Genomic DNA, 20,406 nt, shown 5'->3' on the forward strand with positions numbered 1-20,406 from the left:
GTTGAGCATGCCGATGAGCACCGTGCCCGGCTTCATCAGCGCGCACTCGCGGTCGTCGGGGCTGCGCACCTTGAGCACGATGTCGCAGCCGAAGGCCCCCGCGGCATCGGCGATCTCGGCACCGGCGGCCTGGTAGGCCGCATCGGTGACGCTGGCGGCCACGCCGGCGCCCGATTGCACCCGCACTACATGGCCTTGCGCCACCAGCTTCTTCGCGGTCTCCGGGGTCACGGCGACCCGGGTCTCGCCTGGCAATGTTTCAGCCGGCACGCCTATCAGCATGGACATCTCCTCAGGGCATCATTGGAATTCGCGCGAGCTTACCCGAAGACGCAAGCCGGAAGTTGTCCCCCAGGTGCCGACGCCACCACCGCCCTTCGAGCATCCGGCCTGCCCGCCTTGCTATCAAATCAATAGCATTCCGATTCGGGGTAGCTGGGTACACTGTCACCCTGATGAGCGGCGCAAAGACGCCGGCATCGAAACGAAGAGACACAGGGGGATGGAATGCGTATAGCGGCACTCGATGACGAGGCGCATCAGCTCGAGCTGATCCGCCACACCGTGGAGGTCATTGGCCACGAGTGCCATGGCTATTGCGACGGCAAATCGCTGCTGCGCGACCTGCACCACGAAACCTACGATCTGCTGATCCTCGATTGGGGATTGCCCGACATCGAAGGCCCGCGCGTGGTTCGATGGATCCGCGAGGACCTGGGCAACGCGCTTCCCGTTCTTTTCGTCACCCATCGGAGCGAGGAGAAGGACCTGGTCGAAGGGCTGGCCGCCGGCGCAGACGACTTCATGACCAAGCCGATCCGGGTGTCCGAACTGCAGGCCCGCGTCCGCGCGCTGCTGCGCCGCGCCTACCCCGCCCACCACGGCGGCGAGATCAGCTTCCGCAACTACCGCTTCTATCCCTCGACACGCACCTTGCGGATCGCCGGCAAACTGGTCGAACTCAGCCGGCGCGAGTACGAACTGGCACTGTTCCTGTTCCAGAACCTGGGCCGCCTGCTGTCGCGCGAGCACCTGCGCGAAGCGGTCTGGGGCATCGGCGTCGAAGCGCCGTCGCGCTCGCTCGATACGCACATCTCGCGGCTTCGGCAAAAGCTCGACCTGCAGCCTTCGAACGGCTTCCTGCTGTCCGCCATCTACGGCCTCGGCTACCGTCTGGAACCGATCGAAGGCGACATGCTCTCACCGCTGCACCCGGACACGGGGCGATGAGCGCCGCCCGGCCGCCCGAAGGCGCTCGCACCGCAGTGCGAAGCACGGAGCTTGGCTCGTGAGCGCGGCAGGCGACGCGCTGCCGGCCCTCGGGGCCCGACTCGCCGATGGGCCCGATGCCGTGCTGGTCCTCGATGCCCTCGGCCGGGTGCTGGCAGCCAACCCGGCTGCACGGCGCCATTGGCACGACGCGAGCGACCCGCTTCCCGGCCGCCGGATCGATCAGCTGCTGCGCGGGCTGTGCTGGCACGGCCATGCCGCACCCTGGCTGCCCAGCAGCGCACCGGCCGACGCCCTCGAGCCCCTGGCCGGCGAGGGCGAGGACATGGCCGGCCGCAACCTGCTACTGCGCGGCTGGCCGCAGTTCGAAGCCGACCGGCACAGCGGCTGGCTGCTGCTGCTGATCGACATCACGCCGATGCGGCTGGCGGAGCGGCAGCGCGACGACGCGCTGCGCTTCATGTCGCACGATGCGCGCACGGCCTGTGCCTCGATCCTTGGCATGGTGGACCTGGCGCGCGCGCGGCCCGCGGCGGTCGACAACGACGCGCTGCTGGCGGGCATCGAACGCGAGGCGCAGGCCGGCCTCGACCGCGCCGACGCCTTCCTGGCGCTGGCACGCGCGCAGCTGCAGCCCTTGCGCCTCGAAGCACTCGACCTGGGGCTGCTGCTTCAGCAGGCGGTCGACATGGCATGGTCGCGGGCCCGCCAGCGACAGGCCCGCATTCGGCTCCCGAGCGCGCTGGCGGCAGCGCCCTGCCTGGCCGACAGAGGCCTGCTGGCGCGCGCGCTGCAGGCTTTGCTCGAGCACGCGCTCGATCGCTGTTCGCCGGGCTCGGACTTGCACTGCGGCATCGCGGCGGAAGGCGATCGATGGTGCGTCTTCGTGCAAGACCCGAGCCCCGGGCCGATGGCCGAGCTACATTGCCGGCTGGCCCGCACCGTGGCACAGCGCCACGGCGGATCGATCGAGGCCGAGCGGCCGGCCGGCGGCGGCTGCAGCGTCAGGCTGCTGCTCCCGAGGGCGGCCGCGGCACCGGAATCGCACGAGGATGCGTGAGGACGCAATGCGTGCAGCGCCGCGCCGCCCCAAGCAAGCGCGCACCGCAGTGCGAAGCACGAAGGTACTCTCATGACCATGGAAACGCGCTGGAAACCCAATGTCACGGTGGCGGCCGTGATCGAGCGCCAAGGCCGCTACCTGCTGGTCGAGGAAGAGACCCCGGAAGGCCTGCGCCTGAACACGCCGGCCGGCCACCTCGACCCCGGCGAATCGCCCGCCGAGGGCTGCGTGCGCGAGACCCTGGAAGAAACCGCTCACCACTTCACGCCCAGCGCCCTGGTCGGCATCTACCTGGCGCGCAGCCGGTGGCCCGAGGACATCACCTACCTGCGCTTCGCCTTCACCGGCACGCTGGGTGCCTTCGAGCCGGCGCGGGCGCTCGACCAGGGCATCGTGCGCACGCTGTGGTTGACGGTCGAAGAGATCCGCGCCAGCACGGCGCGGCATCGCAGCCCGCTGCTGTTGCAGGGCGTGGAAGACCACCTGGCCGGGAAGCGCTATCCGCTGGAACTGGTGCGGGTCGATCCGTCGCTCAAGCGCTGACGCTGGCGATCACGCCGCCGCCGAGGCAGACCTCGCCGTCGTACAGCACGGCCGACTGCCCGGGCGTCACCGCCCACTGGGGCTCGTCGAAATCGAGGCGGAAGGCGCCGTTGCCCCCCTCGCCCAGCCGGCAGGCCGCATCCGCCTGGCGGTAGCGCGACTTGGCGGCCAGCGGACCGGCGGCCGGGGCAGTGCCCGCGACCCAGCTCGCATCGTCGGCCTCGAGCGTCGGCGACAGCAGCCACGGATGGCCGTGGCCCTGCACCACCCACAGCGTGTTGCTGGCGACGTCCTTGCGCGCCACGAACCACGGCGCATGGTCGCCGGCGCCGCGCTGCGCGCCCTTGGCCTTGATGCCGCCGATGCCGAGCCCCTGGCGCTGGCCCAGCGTGTAGAAGCTCAGGCCCTGGTGCTCGCCGATCTTGCGGCCGCGCTCGTCGCGGATCGGGCCCGGCTCCTTCGAGATGTAGCGGTTGAGGAACTCGCGGAAGGGCCGCTCGCCGATGAAGCAGATGCCGGTGGAGTCCTTCTTCTTCGCGTTCGGCAGGCCGATCTCGTCGGCGATGCGCCGCACCTCGGTCTTGTGCAGCTCGCCGACCGGAAACAGCGTCTTCGACAACTGCTGCTGGTTGAGCCGATGCAGGAAGTAGCTCTGGTCCTTGGCCGGGTCCAGGCCCTTGAGCAGCTCGTAGCGCCATCCCACGTCGCGGGCGCCATCGCACGCGGTCGCGTGCGATTCATGTGGATGCCGGCCCGGCATTGTGTCCGGGGCCGCCGGGATACGGCGGACCCGGGCGTAATGGCCGGTGGCGATCTTCTCGGCGCCGAGCCGCATCGCGTGATCGAGGAAGGCCTTGAACTTGATCTCGGCGTTGCACAGCACGTCCGGGTTGGGCGTGCGGCCGGCCTGGTACTCGCGCAGGAACTCGGCGAACACGCGGTCCTTGTAGTCGGCCGCGAAGTTGACATGCTCGATCTCGATGCCCAGCACGTCGGCCACGCTGGCGGCGTCGATGAAGTCGATGTTCGACGAGCAGTATTCGCTGTCGTCGTCGTCTTCCCAGTTCTTCATGAAGATGCCGACCACCTCGTGGCCCTGCTGCTTCAGCAGGTGCGCCGTGACCGCGGAGTCGACTCCGCCGCTCAGGCCCACCACGATGCGCTGCTTTTTCATAAGGCTGGGATTGTCCCAGGACCGGCAAGCCGGTGCCCGGGGACGGGAATCAGCGGGGCGAAGGCCGGTCGCGGAGTTCGGCCAGGATCTCGTAAGAGCGCAGCCGCGCCTCGTGATCGAAGACCTGCGAGGTGATCATCAGTTCGTCGGCACCGGTGCGCTCGACGAAGGCCTCGATGCCGGCGCGCACCGTGTCGCGCGAGCCCACGGCGGAACACGACAACACCGATTCGAGCAGGGCGTTCTCGGCCGGCCCGACCTTCTGCCGGTAGCCCGCGACCGGCGGCGGCAAACGGCCGGGCCGGCCGCTGCGCAGGTTCACGAAGGCCTGCTGCCAGGAGGTGGCGCGGAACGCGGCTTCCTCGTCGGTCTCGGCCGCGAAGACGTTGAAGCCCAGCATCACATAGGGCTTGGCCAGCTGCGCCGAAGGCTTGAAGGTCTCGCGGTAGATGCGGATCGCCTGCATCAGCTGCTGCGGCGCGAAGTGCGAGGCGAACGCATAGGGCAGGCCCAGGTGGGCCGCGAGCTGGGCCCCGAAGGTGCTGGAGCCGAGGATCCACACCGGCACCTCGAGCCCCTTGCCGGGCACCGCGAGCACCGGCTGGCGCGGCTCCTTCGACATGAAGTCCATCAGCTCGACCACGTCCTGCGGGAACTGGTCGGCGTCGGATTGGAGGTCGCGCCGCAGCGCCTGCGCGGTGCGCTGGTCGGAGCCCGGCGCGCGGCCCAGGCCGAGGTCGATGCGGCCCGGGTACAAGGACTCCAGGGTGCCGAACTGCTCGGCGATCACCAATGGCGAGTGGTTCGGCAGCATCACGCCGCCGGCGCCGATGCGGATGGTCGAGGTACCGGCGCCGATGTGGGCCAGCAGCACGGCGGTGGCCGCGCTTGCGATGCCCGGCATGCCGTGGTGCTCGGCCAGCCAGTAGCGCCGGTAGCCCAGCTTCTCGCCGTGCCGCGCCAGCGACAGCGAATTGCGGAAGGACTGCGCGGGGTCGCTGCCTTCGGTGACGGGGGAGAGATCGAGGATGGAAAACGCAATCATGCCGCTATCTTGGCCCGGATCGGGCGCGTTCAAGCCGCGAAGGGCTATTGGCCCGACTCCGGATAGGCTTGCGGCCATGAGATGGCATCTTTTCGCTTCCCGCATGCTTGCTTTGGCCCTGGCGCTGGCCTTGGGCGCCTGCGGCTCGCTGCCGACGAATGTCGAGCGCCCCGTGTCGATGAGCCTGCCCGCCGCGCCCGAGCAGAGCCCGCTGGCGCGGCTGGCCGCGAGCGAGCTGCCGGCCGGCGCCCAGTCGGGCTTCCGGCTGCTGCCGCTGGGCGCCTACGGGCTCGATGCCCGGCTGGCACTGATCGGCCGCGCCACGCGCACGCTCGACCTGCAGGTCTACATCATGGAGAACGACGAGTCCGGCCGGGCGGTGTTCGCGGCGCTGCGGGATGCGGCCCTGCGCGGCGTGCGCGTGCGGCTCCTGCTCGACGATCTCAACAGCGCCGGGGCCGAGCCCCTGCTGCAGGCGCTGGTCGGCGTGCCGAATTTCGAGATCCGGCTGTTCAACCCGTTCTGCTGCGCCCGCCAAAGCCTGGCCAGCCGCATCGCCAGCTCGCTCGGCGATCTGACGCGGCTCGACCACCGGATGCACAACAAGCTGATGATCGCCGATGGCGCACTGGCGATCGTCGGCGGCCGCAACATCGCCGACGCGTACTTCGGCCGCGATGCAGTGGCGAACTTCATCGACCTCGACGCCGTCGCCGCCGGGCGCGTGGTGCCGCAGCTGGGCGTGCTCTTCGATCGCTACTGGAACAGCGAGGAGTCCTTTCCGGCCGAGGCGCTGGTCCGCCCGCCGGCCGCGGGACCCGAGCGCTCGGCCATGCTGGCCCGCCTGCTGCCGCCGGAGGCGAGCCGGATCGGCCTCGCGCTGCCGCCCGCCGACCTGCTGGGCCGCGAGCCGGTCGGCAAGGAGCTGGCGGCCCATCGCCTGAGCCTGCTGCCCGGCCTCGCCTATGCCGTCGCGGACCTGCCGTCCAAGCGGCTGCAGATCGGGGACGAGCTCGAGGCCAACAGCCTGATGACCGGCGCGGTCAGCCAGATGCTCGGCACCCGCAGCGAACTGGTGGTGAGCTCGCCCTACCTGGTGCCGGGCACGCGCGGCATGGCGGTGCTGCACAGCCTGCAGCGCAAGGGCGTCGACATGACGCTGGTGACCAATTCGCTGTCGGCCAACGACTCGGCCCTGGTCTACATCGGCTATGCGCGCTATCGGCTGCCGATCTTGCGCGCCAGCGTCAAGCTGTACGAGGTCAGTGCCCAACCCTCGGCGAGCGCGAGCCGCCCCTTCTTCAGCGGCTCGTCACGCGGACGCCTGCATGCCAAGCTGGTGGTGATCGACCAGCAGGTGGTGCTGCTCGGGTCGCTGAATCTGGACCCGCGCTCGGCCCGCCGCAACACCGAGCTCGGGGTCGCCATCGACAGCCCGGCGCTCGCCAGGGAGGCGCTGCGCCTGCTCGAGGCCATGAAGAGCGAGGCCTACGGCGTGCGGCTCGAGTCGGAAGGCAACGCGCTGTCCTGGGTGTCGTCCGGCGAGGACGACGCGCAGGCCGTCGACACCGAGCCGGGGGTTTCGCCATGGAACGCGCTGCAGCGGATGCTGCTGCAGCCGCTGGTGCCCGAGGACCTGCTGTAGGGACTGGCCCCGTCAGGCCTCGAGAGGCTGGCTCAGGCCAGGGCCTTGGCCTTGAGGCGTTCGAACTCTTCCTGCGTGATGGTGCCGGCGTCGAGCAGCGCCTTGGCGTCCGCGATGTGCTCGGCCGGCGATTTTCCCGCCACTTCGCGGATGTAGGCGTCGGTGTCGGACTTGGCGCGCTGCAGGCTGGCGCGCTGGCGCTCCGCCATGCCGCGGCCGCGGGTGATGATGTAGATGATGGCCGTCAGGCCCGGGATGATCACGAGCCCGATGATCCACAGCACCTTGGACCCGCCGCCCAGCTCCGAATCACGGAACAGGTCGCCGATGATCTGGAACAGGATGAGCAGGTAGACGATGAGGACGAAGGTCGACAGCAGGAGTTGGATCAGGTCCCAAAAATTGCTCATACAGGTCTTTCTGGCTGGTTGAAAAAACGAGGAATGGGGCTCGACGCTCAGGGCCGGCGCGTCGCGCCGTGCGCCATCGAGCGCAGCAGGCTCAACACGAAACCGCCGGTGAACATGCCCAGCACGTAGATCAGCAGCACCAGCACCGAGATCGGCAGCGTGATGCTCATCGAGAACAGCGAGACGGTCGCCGACTCCAGGTTCTGGACCTTGAACAGCACGACGATGCCGGCCAGGATCACGATCAGCGCGATGTAGACGTAGCGATGCATGAGGCTCTCTCCTTTCGTGAAATGACTGCGTGCTGATGGCTCAACCGGCGGGCCCTCGCTGGCCCGGCGGCCGCACCGGCAGTGGCAGCAACAGCGAAAGTGCAAGAAGCCATCGGCATGAAAAGCGGGTCGGCATGGGCGTCCTCGTCTAGACCGTGATGACACCGGAAACCAGGGCCCACAGGGCCATCAGCGCAGCGAGCACGAGCACGCCGAGAAAGCCGAGCACGGTGGCGGTGCCGACGTCCTCGCGCTTCTTGGCGTGGCGCGAATAGACGCTGGCGCCCTCGATGCCGACGAACACGAACACCGTCACCTGCATCGTGTTGCGGACCTGGCTCGCCAGGCTCGACAGGCTGCGTTCTTCGCCGCCCCAGAAGTTCAAGGCGAAGATGTCGGCCTTGAAGCCGGCGACCGCGACCACCAGGAAGACCGCGATCGGTACGATCTTGGCGACGGTGGCGATGGTGTTCAACGCCGCCGCCTCCTTGACGCCGCGCAGCACCAGCACGTGCACGCCCCAGAGGATCACCGACGCGGAGACGATCGCGACAGCGGTCGAGCCATCGCCGAAGACCGGGAAGAACTGCCTCAGCGTGGCCTTGATCAGCACCAGGCAGGCCACGTCGGCCAGGCAGCAGCCGATCCAGTAGCCCACCGCGGAGGCGAAGCCCAGGTAGTTGCCGAAGCCGGCCTTGGCATAGGCGTAGATGCCGGTGTCGAGGTCGGGCCGGCGCCGCGACAGGGTCTGGAACACCAGCGCGAGCATCAGCATCCCGGTGCCTGCGATGGCCCAGGCGACCAGCGCGCCGAGGCCGCCGGTCGAGCGGCCGAAGGCCGAGGGCAGCGCGAAGATGCCCGAGCCGATCATGGATCCGACCACCAGCGCAATGAGGGCGCCGCGGGAGAGCTTCTGGTCTTGCGATGTGGTCATGCAGGATCAGCGAAGGAGGGCCAAGGCGTCCGTGCACCCCCCGGAATTCTTGTTCTCATGTGTCCTTGTCGACGGTTCTCGCGCATCGGCCGTGTCCATGGAGCGCCTGGTGCGGACGAGCATCAGTGGCTCGCGATTCTTTGTCAAGGGCGACTTCTAGCGCCGCGCGCGGCACTGGTTTTTCGGATTTGCTGGCCTCATGATCGTTCGCTCGAGGGTCTCGCCACGCAGGTCGAGGACCGCCCTTTGCAAGTTTCATCCGACGAAAGGACTGCCATGAAATCGATCCACGGTTGCTGTGCTGCCGACGATGGCGAAGCTTCGACAAGCCGCAGCGGGCGGCGCGCCTGGCTGAAGTTCGGGGCGGGAACCGGCGCCGCCGTGCTGATGGCCGGCATCGGCCTTCGCACGGAAGACGCCGAAGCGGCCTCGCTGAGCCAGGCCCGGCGCGATGCCATGACCCCCGACGCGGTCATCGAGATGATGAAGAAGGGGAACCAGCGCTTTCGCGCCGGCAAGCTGCAGACGCACGACTACCTGGCGCAGAAACGCGCCAGCGCCTCGGGCCAGTATCCGGCCGCGGTGATCCTGAGCTGCATCGACTCGCGCGCGCCGGCCGAGATCCTGCTCGACATGGGCATCGGCGACACCTTCAATGCGCGCATCGCCGGCAACATCGCCAACAAGGACCTGATGGGCAGCCTGGAGTTCGCGTGCGCGGCCGCCGGCGCCAAGGTGGTGCTGGTGATGGGGCACACCGCCTGCGGCGCGGTCAAGGGCGCCATCGACAACGTGCAGCTCGGCAACCTGACCGGCCTGCTCGACACCATCAAGCCGGCCATCGCCGCGACCACCTATGCGGGCGAGCGATCCAGCAAGAATCCGGCCTTCGTCGATGCCGTGGCGCGGGCCAACGTGCAATTGACGATCGATACGCTGCGCAGCGGCAGTCCGATCCTCGCCGATCTCGAGAAGAAGGGGCAGATCAAGATCGTCGGGTCGATGTACGACCTGTCGAACGGGGTCGTGACCTTCCTGGGCTAGGGCCTGTTCACACTATTTCCGGGGTCGCGAAGGCCTGCCAGGACGGGCCAATCAAGGCGCGCGACGCGGCATGTGCGTTGGCACATGCGAGGAGCGCAACGCCGAGTGGCTTGTCCTGGCAGGCCTTCCCTGCGGGTTGCCGGGCCAAGGGGCCGTCTGCGGCGTTGCCCCCGCTTGCAAGGCGAAAGCCTTGCTTCGCGCGGGCGCCTTGCATCCAGCCCCTTGGCCCGGCAACGCGATCCCCGGAAATAGTGTGAACAGGCCCTAGCACGCCCGGCAGCGGCCGCGGGCGCTCGCACCGCGACCGGAATGTCAAAGCACGTCGAGTTCGCAACTCGACGCGCGCTCTTGTCCTGCGTGCTCATCTTCCGCGCCGTCCCCGGCGGGCCCGCCGACAACCCTTTCCGACGATCCTCGGCAGCCACGGGTTAACCCTGCGGCTCACCTTCTTGCGTAATCTCAAAACTGAGACTAGTATCGAAATATGCACTGAAGCACAGTGTTTCGCGATGGCCTCAAGCCATCGATCCCGCTAGCCATCGCGGCGCAGGACCGCGCCGGACAGGAGAGATCGACGTGGAAGCAACAGCGACCCCCGCGGCAGGCGCCGCACGGAACATCGAGCACGAGGACAAGGTCACCGGCTACGGCTGGAAGGCCCTGGCCGGCTCGGCCATCGGCTACGCCATGGACGGCTTCGACCTGCTGATCCTCGGCTTCATGCTGCCGGCGATCTCTGCGGAGCTTCATCTGACCCCGGGCCAGGCAGGCTCCCTGGTCACCTGGACGCTGATCGGCGCGGTGGCCGGCGGCATCATCTTCGGCTCGCTCAGCGATCACTTCGGCCGCATTCGCGTACTGACCTGGACCATCGTCCTGTTCGCGCTCTTCACCGGCCTGTGCGCCTTTGCCCAAGGCTATTGGGACCTGCTCGCCTATCGAACCATCGCCGGCATCGGCCTCGGCGGCGAATTCGGCATCGGCATGGCGCTGGCAGCGGAAGCCTGGCCCGCCAGGCATCGGGCGCGCGTCTCTTCCTATGTCGCGCTCGGCTGGCAGACCGGGGTCCTGGGCGCCGCCCTGCTGACGCCGCTGCTGCTGCCGACGATCGGCTGGCGAGGGATGTTCCTCGTCGGCGTTCTCCCCGCCATCGTGGCCTGGGTGATCCGCAACCGGCTGCACGAACCCGAAGTGTTCGTCCGCAAGGCCAAGACCAGGGGCTCGAAGTCGAAGGCCTTCAAGCTGCTCGTCAAGGACGCCCGCACGACCCGCACCAGTCTCGGCATCGTGATCCTGTGCGCGGTCCAGAACTTCGGCTACTACGGGATCATGATCTGGATGCCCAGCTTCCTCGCGAACCAGCTCGGCTTCAACCTGACGAAGTCCGCGATGTGGACGTCGGTGACCATCCTCGGGATGATGGCCGGCATCTTCGTCTTCGGCCAGTTGGCCGATCGCATCGGCCGCAAGCCGAGCTTCCTGTTGTTCCAGGCCGGCGCCGTCGTGATGGTGCTGCTCTACGCCCAGTTGTCGGACCCGGTCTCGATGTTGTGGGCCGGCGCACTGCTCGGCATGTTCGTGAACGGCATGCTCGGCGGCTATGGCGCCCTGATGTCGGAGGCCTACCCGACCGAGGCCCGTGCCACGGCGCAGAACGTCCTGTTCAACATCGGCCGCGGGATCGGCGGCTTCGGACCCGTTGTGGTCGGCGCACTGGCCGCCGCCTACTCCTTCCAGATCGCCATCGCGCTCCTGGCCGCGATCTACGTCCTGGACATGCTCGCCACGGTGTTCCTGATTCCCGAGCTCAAGGGCAAGGAGCTCGAGTAATGACACACGCAGCAGCGACCGCACAAGCGATCTCTTTCGAATCGGAGAACGTCATGAACGCCACATCATGTTTCCAGCGCAACGCCGCGAGCGTGGCCTCGCATCGATGCGAGGTCGCCGAGCACCGGTGGGTCAACGACCGCTACAGGTACCTGCGGCTCAGCGCCAAGGCGGACCTTGCGGGAAGCACCAGGCCCGGGCAGTTCTACCAGCTCAAATGCCCGTCGACCGATGCGCTGCACCCCTTCCTGCTGCGCCCGATGAGCGTCTACGGTGTCGGCCCCGAGGCCGGCACCATCGAGTTCCTCTACAACGTGAGCGGCGTCGGGACCCGCGCCCTCTGCGCGCTCGAGGCCGGTGACCGCATGGACATCGTGGGTCCGCTCGGCAACACCTTCGTCCTCGATCCCGGAATCCAGCGAATTCTCGTGGTCGCTCGAGGTGTCGGCCTGGCCACCATGGCGCCCCTGCTCCAGCACGCCGCCCAGTCCGGCATCGAAATCACCGCGATCATGTCCGCAAGGGCTCCCAAGGACCTCATGCGCAACGAGTTCCTTCGCGGCGTCGAAGCCGACGTGCACTGCGTCTACGACAGCGACGGCAGTTCTTCGGTCGAAGGTGTGGAAGCCCTGGTGCGCCGGCTGCTGGAGGCGCAGCACCATGACGTCGTCTACACCTGCGGCTCGCACCGCGTCCTGATGCTGCTTCAGCAGCTGCTGCGGGACTATCCCCGAACCCGCGGCGAGGTCGCCATGGAGCAACGCATGGCATGCGGCATGGGCGTCTGTCTTTCCTGCGTGCGCCTGTTCGACAAGGACGGCGACAAGCAATTCCTTCGCGTCTGCCGCGAAGGCCCCGTGTTTCCAATCTGCGACGTCGTCGGGGAGGTGGAATTTGGCTGATCTGAACGTCAGGGTCGGAGAACTGGAGCTCCGCAACCCGGTGATGCCCGCCTCGGGGTGCTTCGCCATCGAATACAGCGAGGCCCTGGATTTCAACAAGCTGGGTGCCCTCGTGATCAAGAGCGTGTCGCCGAAAAGCCGGGCCGGCAACCCGACGCCGAGGGTGACCGAAGCCTGCAGCGGGATGCTGAATTCGATCGGCATTCCCAGCAAGGGCCTCGACCACTACCGCCGCGAGGTGCTGCCGCCCTACACCTGCTTCGACACGCCGGTGGTGGTATCGATCTCGGCCGACACAGTGGGCGAATTCGCCGATGCTGTGGCGCACATGTCGCTGCCCGAAGTGGCGGTGATCGAGGCCAACATCTCGTGCCCCAATCTCGAGGCCGACGGCATGGCCTTCGCCATGACGCCGGAGACCACGTACCAGGTGGTGAGCGCGATCCGCAGGCGCACCACGCATGCGCTCTGGGCCAAGCTCACACCCAACGCCTCGCACATCGCCGCCGTCGCGAAGGCCGCGGAAGAAGCCGGCGCCGATGCGCTCGTCATGGGGAACACCGTTCTGGGCATGTCGATCGACGTGCGCACCCGCAAGCCCACACTGGGCAATGTCATGGGCGGCCTGTCGGGGCCGGCGATCAAGCCGATCGCGCTGCGCATGGTGCACCAGTGCTATCGCAGCGTCCGGATTCCGATCATCGGCTGCGGCGGCATCTGCAGCGCAGACGATGCGGTGGAGTACATGCTCGCCGGCGCCAGCGCCGTGCAGGTCGGCACGGCGTCCTTCCTCGACCCGGGCGCGATGCAGAAGATCATCGACGGACTGGCTGCCTACTGCCGGGAGATGGGGGTCGCGCACATCCGCGATCTCACGGGCCAGGTCAAGCTCGACCGCCAACTGTCGGATCGCTGGCTGCGGTTTGCGCAACAGTCGGGCTGAAGCCATGGACCTGTGCGCACTCAGGCCGCTGGCCGAGAAGCTCTTCGCCGATGTTCGCGAGCTTTCGTTCGACGGCGTCGGCGTCACCCGCGAGAGCTATGGCCGCGGCGAAACGGCGGCGGCCGACTACCTGCGGCAGTTCGCCCTGGCCGAAGGCCTTGGCGTGGCGGCCGACAAGGCCGCCAACCTCGTGTTCCGGCTGGCGGAAACACCGCCCGATGCGCCGGTCGCATGGACGGGTTCCCACATCGATTCCGTGCCGCAGGGAGGGAACTTCGATGGGTTGGCGGGCGTGGTCGCCGGATTGCTGTGCCTGCTTGCGCAAAAGCAAGAGGCCCATCGGCCCAGGCTGCCGCTCGAAGTGATTGCCTTCCGTGGCGAGGAAAGCGCCTGGTTCGGCAAGGCCTACATGGGCTCCGGCGCCCTGTTCGGCAAGGTGAGCGAAGCCGACCTCGAATTGAGGCAGCGCAGCACCGGCGAAACGATGGCCGAATGCATGCGCAAGGCAGGCGCCGATGTCGAGGCGATCCGGGCTCAGCAGATCCTCTTCGACAAGGCGCGAGTCAAGGCCTACATCGAACTGCACATCGAGCAAGGGCCGGTGATGATCGCCCGCCAGCTGCCGCTCGCGGTTGTCTCCGGCATCCGGGGCAATGTCCGGCACAAGCACATCGTCTGCCATGGCGATGCGCAGCATTCAGGCGTGGTGCCGCGTTGGCTGCGACATGATGCGATGTTCGCGGTGGCCGACCTCATCATGCGCATCGACGAGCACTGGCGGGTCCTGCTGGAGCGCGGTACCGATCTGGTCGTGACGGCCGGCATCGTCAACACCGATCCGGCCGAACACGCCATCTCCCGCATCCCGGGCCGGGTGAGCTTCAGTCTCGAGGCGCGCAGCAAGAGCAACGACACCCTCGAGGCGTTCTACCAGTTGATGCGCGCCGAATGTGCGGCGATCGGCCGCGAGCGCGGCGTGCGCTTCGAATTCGACCGCCGGCTTCTCAGCGATCCCGCCACGATGGACGACCGGATCTGCGGCCTGCTGTCGAAGGCTTGCGCGGACCAGAACGCAGCGTTCGAACTGATTCCCAGTGGTGCAGGGCACGACGCGTCGCTGTTCGCCAATGCGGGCATTCCGAGCGGCATGCTGTTCGTGCGCAATCAGAACGGTTCCCACAACCCCCACGAAGCGATGGAGATCGACGATTTCATGCTCGGCGTCCAGGCCATGAACCATGCATTCAACCAGCTGAGCTGAGCTCGCGCACATGATCCAGAGCAAGCCGAGCTTCTTCCTCGGCACCGACTCGGCGCCTCACCTGCGATCGCGCAAGGAAGCCGGCTGCGGCTGCGCCGGAATCTTCAATGCCCCGACGGCCTTGCAAAGCTATTGCACGGTGTTCGACGAGGAGGGCGCGCTCGACCGTTTCGAGGCCTTTGCCAGCTCGAATGGCCCGCAGTTCTATGGCCTGCCGCCCAACGAAGGCACCGTCACCCTGCAGAGGTCCGGCTTCCAGGTGCCGGCGGACATCGCCCTGCCCGGTGGGGGCACGATCCACCCCTTCCTGGGCGGAGCAGGCTTGCCATGGACGATCGTGCGACACCGCGCAGCATAGGACACCCCGCATGCTGTTCGATTCACTGGTTTCGCCTATAGTCTCTTTTTCGATCCAAAATGTGGAAAACGAGATGGAAGCCGCGAGCCAGACATTCAAATCATCGATCGACTACGTGGCCCTGGGCAACCGCCTGCGCGCTTACCGGATTGGCGCCTCGCTGCTCGCGGAAGACGTGGCCGAGCGGCTCGGCGTCTCGCGCGCGGTGGTCTATCGCCTCGAAAAGGGCGAGATCGTCAAGATCGAAACCCTGGAGCGGCTCGCGCATCTGCTCAACACCTCCGTCGCCTCGCTGCTGGGCGTGGAGGTCGAGTACTACCCGACGGCATTGGGGCTCTTCGAACGCATGCGCCAACTCGAAGAATCATCCGATCGCATCCTGGCGCATTTCGAGCCCATCTCGCTGCTCCTGACATCTGACGCGTACCTGCCGCTGCTGCGTGAAATGCTGGCAGAGGCGTCGCCCAAAGGCGCGGGAAAAGGCCCGAGTTCGGCCGACATCGACAAGATGCTCGAGATCATGCAGGAGCGACGCGCATTCTTCCAGCGCCGGCGACCCCACATCGTCAGCCTCATTGGCCTGCGCGAACTGGAGCGGTTCGTGGACACGGGTCTGGTCGGACGCGTCGATCTTCCCGAGGCGCTTCGGGCCGCTCGGCGACTGGCGGCACGCCGCGAGGTCGAGCGGATTGCCAGCCTCATGGAAAGCGAGCCGATCGACGTCCAGATCGGCCTGATCGATGACGCCATGCCCGCATCGACGTTCCAGGTGTTCTCGGGACGTGAAAGTACCGTTCTGGCCGTCAGCCCCTTCCGGCTCGGCGAGCTTCCCAACGTCAGGAACGGCATTGCCACCGTGACCGCATCGCCGGAAGCCGTGCGGATGTACGAAACCATGATCGGCAGGCTCTGGAAAGCTGCCTACAAGGGCAAGTCGGGCGCCCAGCATCTGCGCAAGCTGCTCGAACGAATTCACTAGATCTCATTGGAGCGATGTTGACCACCCGAATTCCAAACAAGCTGGCCCGAAGCGTCGCCGGAAAACTGATCGACGCCGGGTGTGTCAGCGTCCGCACCGACGAGCCCTTCCGGCTCCCCTCCGGCTGGGCCAGCCCGGTCTACATGGACTGTCGCCGACTGATTTCCTTTCCTGCGTTTCGACGCGAATTGGTCGGCCACGCTGTCGAACTGCTGAAGGCTCGCGGCTGCCTCGAGGGCCTGGCCTCGGTGGTCGGCGCGGAGTCGAGCGGGATTGCCCTGGCGGCGTGGATCGCCGAGGCTTTGGACCTGCCGCTCGCGTACGTCCGCAAGCGGCCGGCAGGCAAGAGCCAGATCGAGGGCGTGATCCGTCCCGGCGACAAGGTGCTGCTGATCGACGACCTGATGGCGGCCGGACATTCGAAGGCGGGGTTCTGCAGTGCGTTGGCCTCGGTCGGGGCGCAGGTGGCGGATGTCTTCGTGATCTTCGACTATGGGTGCTTTCCGACCGGGCCATTGCTGGCGTCGTTCGGCATCGAGGTCCATGCCTTGGCCACCTGGCGCGACGTGCTGCGCGCCGCCGAAGAACGAGGAAATCTTGAATTGATCCGTGAGCTGCAGGAGTTTCTCAACGATCCGCCTGCGTGGTCGCAAGCGCATGGCGGTCGGGGCGCAGATTCACGAGCTCAGAACGCGTTGAAGGAGAGCAAGCAATGAATTTCAAGGATATCGCCGAGCGTTTCGAGCGCGCGGAGTCGGGCACCGACGCCTTCAAGGTCTTCTACAAGGACGCCTTCGAGCTGATGAAGAGCGACCCCGAGAACGCAGCGCTGTATTTCGTCGTGGCCGTGGCCGGGCAATCGTACGTGCGAACCTACGAGGACCAGGGCGTGACGGCCGAATTCGCCGACGGGGCCAAGGCCACGCTCGCGGCCTTCAATGCCAAGCTGATCCGCGCCCTGGCGTCGGAGCCGGCCATTCGACTGCGCTTGCTGGGCGAGGTCGCGACCGACTACGAGTGGAACATCGCCAGCTACTAGGGCCTGTTCACACTGCTTCCGGGGTCGCGAAGGTATGCCAGGACGGGCCAATCAAGGCGCGCGACGCCGCATGTGCGTTGGCACATGCAAGGAGTGCAACGCCGAGTGGCCCGTCCTGGCATACCTTCCCTTCGGGTTGCCGTGCAAAGGGGCCGTCTGCGGCGTTGCCCCCGCTTGCAAGGCGAAAGCCTTGCTGCGCGCGGGCGCCTTGCATCCAGCCCCTTTGCACGGCAACGCGATCCCCGGAAGCAGTGTGAACAGGCCCTAGCTGCCGATGGCCGCGGTGGACCGGACGGCCGGCTCTCGCAAGGACGCGCGCGCACAGGCCAGGAACGGGTCGATCAGCGGACTGTCCCAATCGCTGCGCCAGCAGGCCGCGATGTCCATCCTTGCATCGACGTTGCGCAAGGACCTGAACACCACGCCGGGAGGCCGGCCGATCTGGGCGCAGGCGGGCAGGATCGCCACGCCCTTGCCTGCCAGGACAAGCGCCAATGCCGAGACCATCGTCTCGACCCGCTGCGCGATCGGCATGCTGACATCGTGCCGCCGCAGCATCGACGCGACGACCGATTTGTCGACATCGCCCTCGGGCACGGGCAGCCCGATGCGCGCGAGGCCCGAGAGGCGCGCCAACGGAATGCTGGCCAGTCGCGCCAGCGGTGAATCGGTGCGCACCGCAAGCATCAACGGCTGGCTGCCGATGCGCTCGACCGCAATGCCCGCCTGCGCGATGGGAGGAATGCAGAGCGCCACCGACACGTCCGAGTCGACGAGGGCCGAGACGTTGTTGACGGCGTTCAGCTCCACATACTGGATCTCCACCTCCGGCAAGCTGAGCCGCAGCTCGTTCTCCAGCCGCGGCAACATCAGGTAGGACAGCGCGATCATCGTGCCGACCGTGAGCCGGCCACGGCGGCCCGAGCCGACGGCGCGCGCCGCGTCGAAGCCCTCGTTGGCCAGGAGCAACGCCTCTTTCGCGCGCCGAAACAGTGCATTGCCCGCATCGGTGATCTCCATGCCGTGCGCCGCCCTGCGAAACAGCGGCGTGCCCACCGCCGCCTCCAGGTTCTTGATGTGAACCGACAGCGGCGGCTGTGCCATGTTGAGCCGGCGAGCCGCCTTGCCGACGCTGCGTTCCTCGGCGACGGCAACGAAATAGCGAAGCATGCGCAGGTCTGGTGCAGTCATACCCTGTGCATATGCCCTTTCAAGAAAACAGTATTGGACGCCATGTTGCGGCGCCTCAATCATCTGCGCATGAAAAATTTTCCCGTCCTTCCCAAGTCCGAGATCTGCGAGATGCCTGCAACGACCCTGCGCATGCGGGTCGCGCAGCGCGAGCTCTCGCCGGTGGAGATCGTGGAAGCGGTGCTGCGCCGCGCCGATGCGCTGCAGCCGCACCTGAACTGCTTCATCACGCTGTGCCATGAGCAGGCCCTGCAGCAGGCCAGGGAAGCCGAACAGGCGCTCATGCGCGGCGAGGCCCCGGGCCTGCTGCATGGCCTGCCCTTCACGGTGAAGGACATCGTCGACACCGCGAACGTGCGGACCACCTACGGCTCCCTGCTGCACCGCGACCACGTGCCCACGAAGGACGCGGTGGCCGTGGCGCGCATGCGCGCGGCCGGCGCCATCCTCATCGGCAAGACCACCTCGTCCGAATTCGGCGCCAAGTGCATGACCGATGCGCCGCTGTTCGGAAGCACCCGCAACGCGTGGAGCGCGTCGCGCACGAGCGGCGGCTCCAGCGGCGGCGCGGCATCGTCGATGGCGGCGGGCATCGCGCCGCTCGCCATTGCGACCGACGGAGGCGGCTCGACGCGCATTCCCGCCGCGTGCAACGGCGTGGTCGGCCTCAAGCAGAGCCTGGGCGTGGTGCCCCACAGCCAGGTGCAGGACGCGTTCGGCAACTACACCTATGTGACGCCCACCACGCGCAACGTGGCCGACACGGCACTCATGCTGCAGGCCATGACCGGCGCGCATGGATCGGACCCCTGGTCGCTGGGTGTGCCGGCCCAGCGCTACTTCGACGACCTGCAAGCCGGGGGCGACCTCCGCGGCAAGCGCATCCTTTTCTGCGCCGCACCCGCGGGGCGGCCGATCGCCGCGGACGTTGCATCCGCCTTCGAGGCCGCTCTCGCGACCCTGGCGTCGATGGGTGCCGAGCTGCAGCCGATGTCCGGCGAAGGCTTCGACATCGAGCCCGTGTGGCGCGTGATCAACCACACCAGTTGGCGCGGCCGCTTCGCCCCCCTGGCCGAGGCGCACGGCGACCTGATGAGCCCGTCGCTGCTGCAGCAGCTGGCCCTGGCCGAGCATGTGGACGGCGTTGCGTTCCAGCAGGCCATGTTCGCGCGGACTGCGTTGTTTCGCGACATTCAGGCGCGGCTGGAGACGCACGACTTCATCTTCACGCCCACCCTTTCGCGCACGGCCCTGCCGATCGACCAGGACCTGTTCGGCCGCATCGAGATCGACGGCAGGGAACATGCCGAGGTGCGCGCGAACTGGTTCCCCTGGACCATGCCGTTCAACCTCACCGGCCACCCCGCCATCAGCCTGCCCTGCGGCGCGGACCGCGACGGCCTGCCCATCGGCATGCAGCTCGTCGGCCGCTTCCGCGAAGACGCGCAGCTGCTGCAGGCCGCCGCTTCATTCGAAGGCGCGCACCGGCCGGCGAACCCGCTGCCCGTCGTGGCCTTCTGAGTTCGTCGCCTTCTTCTCTTTCAATTTTTTCAACTCGCAGGGAGCCACCATGACCTCGTTCCTGAAGACACTCGTGCTCGGCACGTCGATCGCGCTGGCCGGCGCCGCCGCGCACGCCGACAACGCGCCGATCCGCCTCATCATTGGGTTTCCGCCGGGCGGCGCGCTCGACAACCTGGCGCGTTCGATGGCCGAAGAACTGCGCGGCTCGCTCAAGGAGCCCGTTCTGGTGGAGAACCGCCCCGGTGCATCCACGCGCATTGCCATCGAGGCCGTGAAGACCGCGCGGCCCGACGGCCGCACCATCCTCATCGGCGCGACGCCGCCCTTCGTGCTGTTTCCGATGACCTATGCGCGGCTGAACTACGACGTTGACAAGGACTTCATTCCCGTTGCGCACCTGGCCAGCGTGCCCAGCGTCGTCTCCGCCGGCGCGGACCAGCCGTACAAGACGATTCCCGAATACGTGGCGTGGATCAGGAAGAACCCCGCTCGAGGCAGCGTGGGCATGACCAACCTCGGCGGCGGCCTGCACTTCAGCGTGCTGCAACTGTCGAAGGCCATCGGCGTGCCGCTCACGGCCGTCACCTACCGAGGCGGCGCGCCGCTGGCGACGGACATCATCGGCGACCACGTGCCGATCGGCACCGACGCACTAGCCAGTCAGCTGGAGCTGCACCGCTCGGGCAAGCTGCGCATCCTGGGCGTCGCAGGGACGAAGCGGCTGAGTTGGCTGCCCGATGTTCCGACCCTCAAGGAGGCCGGCTACGACGCCTTCGACCGCGCCAACGCGTCCTATGCCGCCTTCGTGCCGGCGGGCACGCCGAAGGACGTTGTCGCGAAGCTGGAGACAGCCTTCCTGGCCGCGGTGCGCAGCCCGCAAGTGCGCGGCCAGCTCGACCGCGTGGGGCTCGATGCGACCGGGCTGCCCGGCACCGAAGTGACGCGCATCATGAATGAAGACCGCGAGTATTGGCGCCCCATCGTCAAGGCTTCGGGCTTCAAGAGCGAAGATTGAAGCG

Annotated in this window: 21 protein-coding genes and 1 pseudogene; 15 read left to right on the forward strand and 7 right to left on the reverse strand. The window is 67.4% G+C overall.

Annotated elements, in window-relative coordinates; translation table 11 throughout:
- Nucleotides 1-282 (reverse strand): annotated as a pseudogene (locus tag AC1DYD_RS16165) (NAD(P)(+) transhydrogenase (Re/Si-specific) subunit alpha); the annotation flags it as partial.
- A gap of 225 nt (nucleotides 283-507) precedes the next feature.
- Here AC1DYD_RS16165 and AC1DYD_RS16170 point away from each other — a divergent pair.
- The 3 genes from AC1DYD_RS16170 to AC1DYD_RS16180 all read left to right on the forward strand — a co-directional run bounded on the left by AC1DYD_RS16170 (nucleotide 508) and on the right by AC1DYD_RS16180 (nucleotide 2,836).
- Nucleotides 508-1,230 carry a response regulator transcription factor gene (locus AC1DYD_RS16170; protein ID WP_478173765.1) on the forward strand — a complete coding sequence of 241 codons (723 nt, stop codon included), beginning with the start codon at nucleotides 508-510 and terminating at the stop codon, nucleotides 1,228-1,230.
- Nucleotides 1,231-1,288: 58 nt separating this feature from the next.
- Nucleotides 1,289-2,290, forward strand: coding sequence for a hypothetical protein (locus AC1DYD_RS16175; RefSeq protein ID WP_478173766.1), 1,002 nt, complete (start codon nucleotides 1,289-1,291; stop codon nucleotides 2,288-2,290).
- Between the two features lie 78 nt (nucleotides 2,291-2,368).
- Nucleotides 2,369-2,836 carry an NUDIX hydrolase gene (locus AC1DYD_RS16180; protein ID WP_478173879.1) on the forward strand — a complete coding sequence of 156 codons (468 nt, stop codon included), beginning with the start codon at nucleotides 2,369-2,371 and terminating at the stop codon, nucleotides 2,834-2,836.
- Here AC1DYD_RS16180 and mnmA read toward each other — a convergent pair.
- Together mnmA and AC1DYD_RS16190 are read right to left on the reverse strand one after the other, a co-directional pair.
- Entirely contained in the window at nucleotides 2,826-4,010 is a 1,185-nt protein-coding gene (gene mnmA, locus AC1DYD_RS16185) for a tRNA 2-thiouridine(34) synthase MnmA (protein ID WP_478173767.1), read from the reverse strand. The genes AC1DYD_RS16180 and mnmA overlap by 11 nt on opposite strands.
- Nucleotides 4,011-4,059: 49 nt before the next feature.
- Nucleotides 4,060-5,055: an LLM class flavin-dependent oxidoreductase gene (locus AC1DYD_RS16190; protein ID WP_478173768.1), complete on the reverse strand. Its 996-nt coding sequence runs from the start codon at nucleotides 5,053-5,055 to the stop codon at nucleotides 4,060-4,062.
- A 103-nt stretch (nucleotides 5,056-5,158) separates the two neighbouring features.
- On the opposite strand from AC1DYD_RS16190, the gene AC1DYD_RS16195 reads away from it, so the two are divergent.
- Nucleotides 5,159-6,700 carry a phospholipase D-like domain-containing protein gene (locus AC1DYD_RS16195; protein ID WP_478173769.1) on the forward strand — a complete coding sequence of 514 codons (1,542 nt, stop codon included), beginning with the start codon at nucleotides 5,159-5,161 and terminating at the stop codon, nucleotides 6,698-6,700.
- A 32-nt stretch (nucleotides 6,701-6,732) separates the two neighbouring features.
- Here the strand turns inward: AC1DYD_RS16195 and AC1DYD_RS16200 are convergent, their stop codons facing one another.
- The 3 genes from AC1DYD_RS16200 to AC1DYD_RS16210 all read right to left on the reverse strand — a co-directional run bounded on the left by AC1DYD_RS16200 (nucleotide 6,733) and on the right by AC1DYD_RS16210 (nucleotide 8,316).
- Complete coding sequence (locus tag AC1DYD_RS16200) at nucleotides 6,733-7,110, reverse strand: SHOCT domain-containing protein (protein ID WP_478173770.1); 378 nt, start codon at nucleotides 7,108-7,110, stop codon at nucleotides 6,733-6,735.
- A 47-nt stretch (nucleotides 7,111-7,157) separates the two neighbouring features.
- Entirely contained in the window at nucleotides 7,158-7,382 is a 225-nt protein-coding gene (locus AC1DYD_RS16205) for a LapA family protein (RefSeq protein ID WP_478107630.1), read from the reverse strand.
- A 148-nt stretch (nucleotides 7,383-7,530) separates the two neighbouring features.
- Nucleotides 7,531-8,316 (reverse strand): amino acid permease, encoded by a 786-nt coding sequence (locus tag AC1DYD_RS16210; protein WP_478173771.1) that lies wholly within the window; start codon nucleotides 8,314-8,316, stop codon nucleotides 7,531-7,533.
- A gap of 276 nt (nucleotides 8,317-8,592) precedes the next feature.
- On the opposite strand from AC1DYD_RS16210, the gene AC1DYD_RS16215 reads away from it, so the two are divergent.
- The 9 genes from AC1DYD_RS16215 (at nucleotide 8,593) to AC1DYD_RS16255 (ending at nucleotide 16,672) form a co-directional block, all read left to right on the forward strand.
- Complete coding sequence (locus AC1DYD_RS16215) at nucleotides 8,593-9,360, forward strand: carbonic anhydrase family protein (protein ID WP_478173772.1); 768 nt, start codon at nucleotides 8,593-8,595, stop codon at nucleotides 9,358-9,360.
- Between the two features lie 576 nt (nucleotides 9,361-9,936).
- Complete coding sequence (locus tag AC1DYD_RS16220; protein WP_478173773.1) at nucleotides 9,937-11,190, forward strand: MFS transporter; 1,254 nt, start codon at nucleotides 9,937-9,939, stop codon at nucleotides 11,188-11,190.
- A gap of 53 nt (nucleotides 11,191-11,243) precedes the next feature.
- Nucleotides 11,244-12,092, forward strand: a complete 849-nt coding sequence (locus tag AC1DYD_RS16225; protein WP_478173774.1) for a dihydroorotate dehydrogenase electron transfer subunit — start codon at nucleotides 11,244-11,246, stop codon at nucleotides 12,090-12,092.
- Nucleotides 12,085-13,035: a dihydroorotate dehydrogenase gene (locus tag AC1DYD_RS16230; RefSeq protein ID WP_478173775.1), complete on the forward strand. Its 951-nt coding sequence runs from the start codon at nucleotides 12,085-12,087 to the stop codon at nucleotides 13,033-13,035. Before AC1DYD_RS16225 ends, AC1DYD_RS16230 begins: the two co-directional genes overlap by 8 nt.
- Nucleotides 13,036-13,039: 4 nt before the next feature.
- On the forward strand, nucleotides 13,040-14,296 hold the full coding sequence (locus AC1DYD_RS16235) for a hydantoinase/carbamoylase family amidase (protein WP_478173776.1): 1,257 nt from the start codon (nucleotides 13,040-13,042) through the stop codon (nucleotides 14,294-14,296).
- Nucleotides 14,297-14,306: 10 nt separating this feature from the next.
- The gene (locus AC1DYD_RS16240; protein ID WP_478173777.1) at nucleotides 14,307-14,654 is read left to right on the forward strand and encodes a hypothetical protein; all 348 of its coding nucleotides are present in this window, start codon (nucleotides 14,307-14,309) and stop codon (nucleotides 14,652-14,654) included.
- Nucleotides 14,655-14,727: 73 nt separating this feature from the next.
- Entirely contained in the window at nucleotides 14,728-15,633 is a 906-nt protein-coding gene (locus AC1DYD_RS16245) for a helix-turn-helix transcriptional regulator (protein ID WP_478173880.1), read from the forward strand.
- Between the two features lie 14 nt (nucleotides 15,634-15,647).
- Nucleotides 15,648-16,349, forward strand: coding sequence for an orotate phosphoribosyltransferase (locus AC1DYD_RS16250; protein ID WP_478173778.1), 702 nt, complete (start codon nucleotides 15,648-15,650; stop codon nucleotides 16,347-16,349).
- Entirely contained in the window at nucleotides 16,346-16,672 is a 327-nt protein-coding gene (locus tag AC1DYD_RS16255; RefSeq protein ID WP_478173779.1) for a hypothetical protein, read from the forward strand. The genes AC1DYD_RS16250 and AC1DYD_RS16255 overlap by 4 nt, the downstream gene beginning before the upstream one ends.
- A 264-nt stretch (nucleotides 16,673-16,936) precedes the next feature.
- Here the strand turns inward: AC1DYD_RS16255 and AC1DYD_RS16260 are convergent, their stop codons facing one another.
- Nucleotides 16,937-17,863, reverse strand: coding sequence for a LysR family transcriptional regulator (locus AC1DYD_RS16260; protein ID WP_478173780.1), 927 nt, complete (start codon nucleotides 17,861-17,863; stop codon nucleotides 16,937-16,939).
- Between the two features lie 69 nt (nucleotides 17,864-17,932).
- Here AC1DYD_RS16260 and AC1DYD_RS16265 point away from each other — a divergent pair, with 69 nt between their 5' ends.
- Both AC1DYD_RS16265 and AC1DYD_RS16270 read left to right on the forward strand, forming a co-directional pair.
- Nucleotides 17,933-19,384, forward strand: coding sequence for an amidase (locus AC1DYD_RS16265; RefSeq protein WP_478173781.1), 1,452 nt, complete (start codon nucleotides 17,933-17,935; stop codon nucleotides 19,382-19,384).
- 49 nt (nucleotides 19,385-19,433) lie between these two features.
- Nucleotides 19,434-20,402, forward strand: a complete 969-nt coding sequence (locus AC1DYD_RS16270; RefSeq protein ID WP_478173782.1) for a tripartite tricarboxylate transporter substrate-binding protein — start codon at nucleotides 19,434-19,436, stop codon at nucleotides 20,400-20,402.
- The last annotated feature ends 4 nt before the right edge of the window (nucleotides 20,403-20,406 follow it).

Source organism: Variovorax sp. P4_B11 (assembly GCF_056402355.1).

Excerpts from the sequence above, each read along its gene's own strand:
- AC1DYD_RS16170 (WP_478173765.1), top strand. The coding sequence starts at position 508 with ATGCGTATAGCGGCACTCGATGACGAGGCGCATCAGCTCGAGCTGATC.
- AC1DYD_RS16180 (WP_478173879.1), top strand. The coding sequence starts at position 2,369 with ATGGAAACGCGCTGGAAACCCAATGTCACGGTGGCGGCCGTGATCGAG.
- mnmA (WP_478173767.1), bottom strand. The coding sequence starts at position 4,010 with ATGAAAAAGCAGCGCATCGTGGTGGGCCTGAGCGGCGGAGTCGACTCC.
- AC1DYD_RS16190 (WP_478173768.1), bottom strand. The coding sequence starts at position 5,055 with ATGATTGCGTTTTCCATCCTCGATCTCTCCCCCGTCACCGAAGGCAGC.
- AC1DYD_RS16195 (WP_478173769.1), top strand. The coding sequence starts at position 5,159 with ATGCTTGCTTTGGCCCTGGCGCTGGCCTTGGGCGCCTGCGGCTCGCTG.
- AC1DYD_RS16200 (WP_478173770.1), bottom strand. The coding sequence starts at position 7,110 with ATGAGCAATTTTTGGGACCTGATCCAACTCCTGCTGTCGACCTTCGTC.
- AC1DYD_RS16205 (WP_478107630.1), bottom strand. The coding sequence starts at position 7,382 with ATGCATCGCTACGTCTACATCGCGCTGATCGTGATCCTGGCCGGCATC.
- AC1DYD_RS16210 (WP_478173771.1), bottom strand. The coding sequence starts at position 8,316 with ATGACCACATCGCAAGACCAGAAGCTCTCCCGCGGCGCCCTCATTGCG.
- AC1DYD_RS16215 (WP_478173772.1), top strand. The coding sequence starts at position 8,593 with ATGAAATCGATCCACGGTTGCTGTGCTGCCGACGATGGCGAAGCTTCG.
- AC1DYD_RS16225 (WP_478173774.1), top strand. The coding sequence starts at position 11,244 with ATGAACGCCACATCATGTTTCCAGCGCAACGCCGCGAGCGTGGCCTCG.
- AC1DYD_RS16235 (WP_478173776.1), top strand. The coding sequence starts at position 13,040 with ATGGACCTGTGCGCACTCAGGCCGCTGGCCGAGAAGCTCTTCGCCGAT.
- AC1DYD_RS16240 (WP_478173777.1), top strand. The coding sequence starts at position 14,307 with ATGATCCAGAGCAAGCCGAGCTTCTTCCTCGGCACCGACTCGGCGCCT.
- AC1DYD_RS16245 (WP_478173880.1), top strand. The coding sequence starts at position 14,728 with ATGGAAGCCGCGAGCCAGACATTCAAATCATCGATCGACTACGTGGCC.
- AC1DYD_RS16250 (WP_478173778.1), top strand. The coding sequence starts at position 15,648 with ATGTTGACCACCCGAATTCCAAACAAGCTGGCCCGAAGCGTCGCCGGA.
- AC1DYD_RS16255 (WP_478173779.1), top strand. The coding sequence starts at position 16,346 with ATGAATTTCAAGGATATCGCCGAGCGTTTCGAGCGCGCGGAGTCGGGC.
- AC1DYD_RS16260 (WP_478173780.1), bottom strand. The coding sequence starts at position 17,863 with ATGACTGCACCAGACCTGCGCATGCTTCGCTATTTCGTTGCCGTCGCC.
- AC1DYD_RS16265 (WP_478173781.1), top strand. The coding sequence starts at position 17,933 with ATGAAAAATTTTCCCGTCCTTCCCAAGTCCGAGATCTGCGAGATGCCT.
- AC1DYD_RS16270 (WP_478173782.1), top strand. The coding sequence starts at position 19,434 with ATGACCTCGTTCCTGAAGACACTCGTGCTCGGCACGTCGATCGCGCTG.